Here is a 6832-nt window from a genome sequence, read left to right on the forward strand (position 1 = left end):
ATTTGACTTTCTTCGCGCCGGCAGGCGCGAACTTCGGGAGGCTTTTTTGACAAGCTGGACCCCCGCTTGTTTACAAGCGGGGGCTTTTGTGTTAACATAATGCACAGATTACACATCCGCGAATCACAGCTAGGAGGAACATGATGAAACAGACGATTCGGCGGGGCGCGGCCCTGGGCCTGGCCCTGGTGATGACGGTGACGGCGGCAGCCGCCTCCAACGCCCTGGGCTGGGACGTACATAAGAGCAGCGTACCCATTTCCCAGGGAACCACCATTGGAAAAAATATCTTCTGGAGCGACACCTACTCCGACCTGCGCACCGAGTACTATGTGAGCTACACTCCCAACCAGGCGGTGACGCCCACGGTGGCCTACGGGGAAAAGGTACTCTCCAAGGCCACCCTGTCGGCCATGGCCCAGAGCCTGGAGAGCCAGGGCAAGCGGGTGGTCTCCGGCCTCAACGGGGATTGGTACGTGGTAGCCACCGGCGCCACCACCGGTCTGGTGGTCACCGACGGCGTGGTGCGGGCCACCCCCTATTACACCGACGCCTGGGCCATCGGCTTTAATGAGGACGGCACCGCCTTCATCGCCCAGACCGGACTGACCACCACGGTGAGCTTTGGCGGGCAGACCTATCCCCTCACAGGTGCCATCAACAAGGTGCGCCAGACCACCAAGAACGGGGTGGGCGGACTCACCCTGCTCACCTCCGACTTCGCCGCCACCACCCAGAATACCCAGGCGGGGGTGGACGTGGTGCTCACTCCGGTGGACGACGGGACGGGGAGCACCGCCCTCTCTCCCGCTATCGGCCAGACGGTGCGCTACACCGTGGACCAGGTGCTGGAGTCCACCGGCGCCCTGGCCATCCCGGAGGGGAAGGCGGTGCTCACCATGAACGCCGCCGACGACGCGAACATCCTGGCCGCCCTGCGGGCGCTGCTGCCGGGGGATGAGGTCACCCTCTCCATCACCTCCAGCGACCAGCGGTGGAACACCGCCGTGGAAGCGCTGGGCGGCGTGTACAAGATCGTCACCGGCGGCCAGATTGCCACCGGGCTGGATGCCTCCCGCACCGCTTGCTCCGCCATCGGCATCAAGGCGGACGGCACCCTGGTCTTTTATGCCATGGACGGCGGCCAGCCCGGCTACAGCGTGGGGGCTACCCTCTCCCAGGTGGCCCAGCGCTTGGTGGAGCTGGGGTGTGTGGACGCCATCAGCATGGACGGCGGCGGCTCCACCACCATCGGTGCCACCTATCCGGACAAGTCTGGAATGCAGGTGGTGAACAAGCCCTCCGGTGGGTCCCAGCGCTCCAACAGCACCGCCATTTTCCTCACCACCACCCTCCAGCCCACCGGGGAGCTGGCGGGCTATTACGTGACCCCCAGTGACCAGATGCTCCTCTCCGGCGCCCAGCTCCAGCTGTCCGCCGCAGGAGTGGACAGCTCCTACTACCTGACGGAAGGGGAACAGGTGAGCTGGACGGTGTCCGACGGTGGCGGTACGGTCAGCGAGAGCGGGCTGTTCACCGCCGGAGCGGAGAGCGGATTCTCCCAGGTCACCGCCGACGACGGCACCTATTCCGGCACCGCCTATCTGACCACCGTCAAAACTCCGGACTCCATCAGCCTCACCAATGAGGCCACTGGCGCGGCGGTGACCGCCCTCAACCTGGACCCCAACCAGCAGGTGGACCTGAAAGCCACCGCCGTCTACCGCAAGCTGACCCTCACCGCTCAGGACACGTGCTTCACCTGGAGTGTGGAGGGGAATGTGGGGACCGTGGACCAGAACGGTCTGTTTACCGCGGGCAGCAGCAGCGGCACCGGCAGCCTTATCGTTTCGGCCGGGGGGAAGAGCGCCACCTTTAAAGTGACTGTGGCCGGACACGTGGCGGAGCTGGAGAGCTGCGAGGGCGACCTCTCCGCCTTTACCGCCACAACCACCGCCGCGGTCCAGGCCGAGACCGGCCTGGAGCACGTCCATAACGGCAGACAGAGCCTGAAGCTCACCTATCAGGCGGGAGAGACCGGTATAGCCGCCCTGGACACCGCCCTGACCATTCCCCAGGGAGACGGCTGGCTGGGTATGTGGGTGTACGGCGACGGATCGGGAAATACCCTGATGGCCACCGCCGGCGGACAGGACGCCGGGTCCTTCCTCCTCACCGCCTTGGACTTTACCGGCTGGCAGTACGTGATGGTCCAGTTGCCGGAGCATACCGAGACCATTACCCAGTTGTCGGTGGTCTACGGCGGCGGCGAGGGGAAGCAGACCGGCACCATCTGGCTGGACCAGCTGGTAACCGCCAATGAACACCTGGAGGACACCACTCCGCCCCAGATCACCCTGAAGCTCAGCGGTACTCAGCTGACCGCCACCGTTTCGGACAGCCTCACCAGAACCATCCCACAGGATCATGTCACTCTGACCTACGACGGGGAGAGCATCCCCTTCACTTGGAATGAGAGTGCCGGTACCCTATCCGCTTCCCTGCCTGCCGCCGACACCGGCTACCACCGGGTGACCCTTACTGCCTGGGACGCCGCGGGGAACCCGGCCCGGGCCTCCGCCGACCTCACCCCCTCCGCCCCGCGGGTTTCCCCCTTCGGGGATATGACGGGACATTGGGCCGAGGCCTATGCCACCTTCCTCTACGACCAGGGGATTTCCCAGGGAACGGGCGGGGAGGTTCCCCAGTACCAGCCCGACCGGAACATCACCCGGGCGGAGTTCCTGGCCATGGTGGCCCACTGGCTGGAGCTGGACCTGACCCAGTACAGCAGCGTGGAGCTGCCCTTTGCGGATAAGGACCAGATCCCAGACTGGGCCATGAGTGGGATGAAAGCGGTCTACGCCCTGGGTCTGCTCCAGGGTGCGGAGAGCGCCAGCGGCCTGATGGCCAATCCCAACGCCACCATCACCCGGGCCGAGGCCATTACCCTGCTGGGCCGGACCCAGGCCAAGGGCTATGCTCAGGCGGAGCTGACCGCCTTTACCGACGCCGGACAGGTGGCGGACTGGGCGGCGGAGTATATGGGAATCCTGGTGGGCCAGGGTGTGGTGACCGGCAGCAACGGACAGATCCGGCCCGGCGGCCTGCTCACCCGGGGCGAGGTGGCCAAGCTGCTCTACGCCATGCTGTAACGTCTGATTGTTGGAAGGAGAGATGATGATGCTGGTTCTCTGTTACCCCAAATGCAGCACCTGCAAGAAGGCTCTGGCCTGGCTGGAGGCCCACGGGGTCCGGACCGAACTGCGGGATATCAAAGAGCGGCGGCCCACCCGGGAGGAGCTGAGCCGGTGGTTCCAGACCAGCGGCCTGCCCCTGAAACGCTTTTTCAACACCAGCGGCCTGCAGTATAAGGCCCTGGGGCTGAAGGACAAGCTGCCCGGCATGAGCCAGGAGGAGCAGCTGGAGCTGCTGGCCTCCGACGGTATGCTGGTGAAACGCCCCATCCTGGTGGGAGACGGCTTTGTGCTGGTGGGCTTCCGGGAGGCGGAATGGGCGGAAAAGCTGGGATGAGCACCATGCTCTACCTGGAGAGCCCCAGCACCGACCCCTACTATAACCTGGCTCTGGAGCAGGTACTGTTTGACGGGCCGGGGCAGAGCCGCAGCTGCTGCATGCTCTGGCGGAATCACAACACCATTGTGGTGGGCAAGCACCAGAACACCCTCCAGGAGGTCAACATGGCCTATGTGCAGGCCCACGGGGTCCGGGTGGCCCGGCGGCTGTCCGGCGGCGGCGCGGTGTATCACGACTTGGGCAATGTGAATTTTACCTTCATTGCCCCTCACGCCGGAGGCGGGATGGACTTCTCCGCCTTTTGCCGGCCGGTGGCCGACGCTCTGGCCGCCCTGGGCGTGGATGCCCGGATCAGCGGGCGCAACGACATGACCATTGACGGGAAAAAATTTTCTGGGAATTCCCAGTACGTCAAGCGGGGACGGGTGATGCACCACGGCACCATTCTCTATGACTCCGACCTGAGCGTAGTGGGCCAGGCCCTGCGGGTGCCGGAGGATAAGATCACCTCCAAGGGCCTGTCCTCGGTACGAAGCCGGGTGACCAATGTGCGGCCCTATGTGAAGGGAGCGTTGCCTACAGAGGAGTTTCTGGCCCGGCTGCGCCAGGCCCTGCGGGACAGATATCCCATGGAGGAGCTGGCGCTGACCCGGGAGCAGCGAGAGCGGACGGAGGAGCTGCGGGAGACACGCTACAGCACCTGGGCGTGGAACTTCGGCGCCTCCCCCCCATGCCGGATCATCAAAAAGCGGCGGGTGGAGGGCTGCGGCCAGCTGGAGCTCCACATGGACGTGGAGCAGGGTACCCTGCGGCGGCTGCATATCTACGGGGACTACTTCAGCCTGGAGGAGCCGGAGGAGCTGGCCGGGCTGCTGCTGGACTGCCCTCTGGAGGAGCAGGCCCTGCGGCGGCGCCTGGAGGGCGTGGAGCCGGGGCGCTACCTCAGGGGAATGGATGCGGACGGACTCTGCCGCCTGCTCCTCTCATAGGCAAACACAATTTCCCATCCGCGCAAGACTGCCGAAAAAGGCCGTTGGCCTTTTCCTGCAAAAGACTGCATGACGGATCTCAAATTGATTCTGTCGCCTGTGGGCGACAAAACGCTGTGAGGCTCCCTGCGGGGGAGGTTTTTCGACAAGCTGGCGCGGCGCCTGCCGGAGGGCAGGCACCGCGCCCTTTCTTTCTGTATAAAACGCATAAAAAACGGAAAGGCTGTGGACAGAAAAGCGGAGAAAGAATTAGCTTTGATTTTACAAAGAGATATGCTATAATGTATGCGTATAGGAGCGCACTTTATTTTCGTGTGCCGATCCGTTTTGTGTTTACCGGGCCGGCTCCGGCTGGCCCTTGGATACCCCGGGAGGGGTGAATCCCTTCCGGCGGAAGGAATAGAGGGTTGTTGTTTTGACAAAATATGTGATTCACGGCGGAAAACCGCTGTTTGGTGAAATTGATATCAGCGGCGCGAAAAACGCCGCGGTTGCCATTATTCCCGCCGCCCTGCTGGTGGACGGGAACTGCCGCATTGAAAATATTCCCCAGATCAGCGATGTGACCTTGATCCTCAATATTCTCCAGGAGCTGGGCGCCGATGTGCGCACGGTGAACCGTACCACGGTGGATGTGGACTGCTCCCACATCCGCAATGCCCAGGTGCCGGAGGAACTGGCCCGGAAAATCCGGGCCTCCTATTACCTCATCGGCGCGCTGCTGGGCCGCTTCGGCTCCGCCCAGGTGCCGCCCCCCGGCGGCTGCGACTTCGGCGGGCGGCCCATTGACCAGCATATCAAGGGTTTTGTGGCCATGGGGGCCGAGGTGGATGTCCGGGGGGGCCTGATCCACGCCCGGGCGGAGAAGGGCAGGATGCAGGGGACCCATGTCTATCTGGACATTGTCTCCGTAGGGGCCACCATGAACATTATGCTGGCCGCCGTGCTGGCCAAGGGAATGACGGTGATTGAAAACGCCGCCAAGGAACCCCATATCGTGGATTTGGCCAACTTCCTCAACTCCATGGGCGCCGATATTATGGGCGCCGGCACCGATGTGATCAAGATCCGGGGGGTGGACCGCCTCTCCGGCGGCACCTATTCCATCATCCCCGACCAGATTGAAGCGGGGACCTATATGGCCGCGGTGGCCGCAGCCGGGGGCGAGGTGCTGATTCAGAACGTCATTCCCAAGCATCTGGAGTGCATCACCGCCAAGCTGCTGGAGATGGGGGTGACGGTGGAGGAGCGGGATGACGCCGTGCTGGTGCGTCGCACCGGAAGGCTTACCCGCACCAATGTGAAGACTCTGCCCTATCCCGGCTTTCCCACCGATATGCAGCCCCAGATTGCCGCCGTGCTCTGCCTGGCGGAGGGAACCAGCGTCCTCACTGAGGGTGTTTGGGACAACCGCTACCGCTACGTGGACGAGTTTAGGCGGATGGGGGCCCAGATCCAGGTGGACGGTAAAATTGCCGTGATCGAGGGCGTGGAAAAACTCACCGGCGCCCGTATTCAGGCCTGTGACCTGCGGGCGGGGGCGGCTATGGTCATTGCCGGGCTGGCCGCCCAGGGTACCACGGAGATCGGCTGCATCCACCACATTGAGCGGGGCTATGAGGACATTGTCCGCAAGCTCTCCGGTGTGGGGGCGGATATCCGGGTGGTGGTCACGCCGGACGAGGAGAAGCAGAGCCAGGTGGGCTGAAACAAGAAAGAACCGTCGCCCAGGCGGGGGAGCGCCCCCGCCTGTTTTTTATGAGAAGGAGCGAGCTTGTGCTGGAACTTTGCACCCTGGCCAGCGGCTCCAGCGGCAACTGCCTGCTGGTGAGCCACGGCGCCACCCATATTCTGGTGGACGCGGGCATTTCCTGCCGGCGGATCACCACCGCCCTGAAGGGACTTGGGGTGGCGTCGGAGGCGCTGTCCGCCGTGCTGATTACCCATGAACACACCGACCATATGGCCGGGCTGGCTACCTTGACCAAGCAGCTGGCCCTGCCGGTCTATGCCAGCCGGGGGACCGCCCGGCAGCTGTGCTACCGGATTCCCTTTCTGGAGGAGGTGCTCCACACCTTCACCCCGGGGGAGAGCTTCGGGTTGGAGAGCTTGGAGATTGAGACCTTTCCAACCCCTCACGACGCCGACCAGAGCAACGGCTATGCCATCAGCGCCGGAGAGAGGAAGCTGGCGGTGGCTACCGATCTGGGCCACGTGACGGAGGAGGTGAGCCGGGGGATTCAGGGCGCGCAGCTGCTGGTGGCCGAGGCAAACCATGACGTGGAGTGGCTCCGGTCCGGACCCTA

The 6832-nt window shown here is 63.9% G+C and carries 5 protein-coding genes; all 5 read left to right on the top strand.

What is annotated here, in order from left to right:
• Positions 1 to 143 precede the first annotated feature (143 nt).
• Positions 144 to 3155, top strand: a complete 3012-nt coding sequence (locus tag Q0J74_RS09630; protein ID WP_297213947.1) for a phosphodiester glycosidase family protein — start codon at positions 144 to 146, stop codon at positions 3153 to 3155.
• Positions 3156 to 3183: 28 nt separating this feature from the next.
• A complete protein-coding gene (locus Q0J74_RS09635; RefSeq protein ID WP_363315579.1) occupies positions 3184 to 3534 on the top strand; it encodes an arsenate reductase family protein in 351 nt (116 codons plus the stop codon).
• Entirely contained in the window at positions 3513 to 4526 is a 1014-nt protein-coding gene (locus Q0J74_RS09640) for a lipoate--protein ligase (protein WP_297213952.1), read from the top strand. Before Q0J74_RS09635 ends, Q0J74_RS09640 begins: the two co-directional genes overlap by 22 nt.
• 415 nt (positions 4527 to 4941) lie before the next feature.
• Positions 4942 to 6234 (top strand): UDP-N-acetylglucosamine 1-carboxyvinyltransferase, encoded by a 1293-nt coding sequence (locus tag Q0J74_RS09645; protein ID WP_297213955.1) that lies wholly within the window; start codon positions 4942 to 4944, stop codon positions 6232 to 6234.
• A 68-nt stretch (positions 6235 to 6302) separates the two neighbouring features.
• Positions 6303 to 6832: MBL fold metallo-hydrolase (locus tag Q0J74_RS09650; protein WP_297213958.1), on the top strand; the 530-nt coding region annotated here is incomplete at its 3' end.

It is taken from the genome of uncultured Flavonifractor sp. (genome assembly GCF_944387675.1).
Taxonomy (GTDB): Bacteria; Bacillota; Clostridia; order Oscillospirales; family Oscillospiraceae; genus Flavonifractor.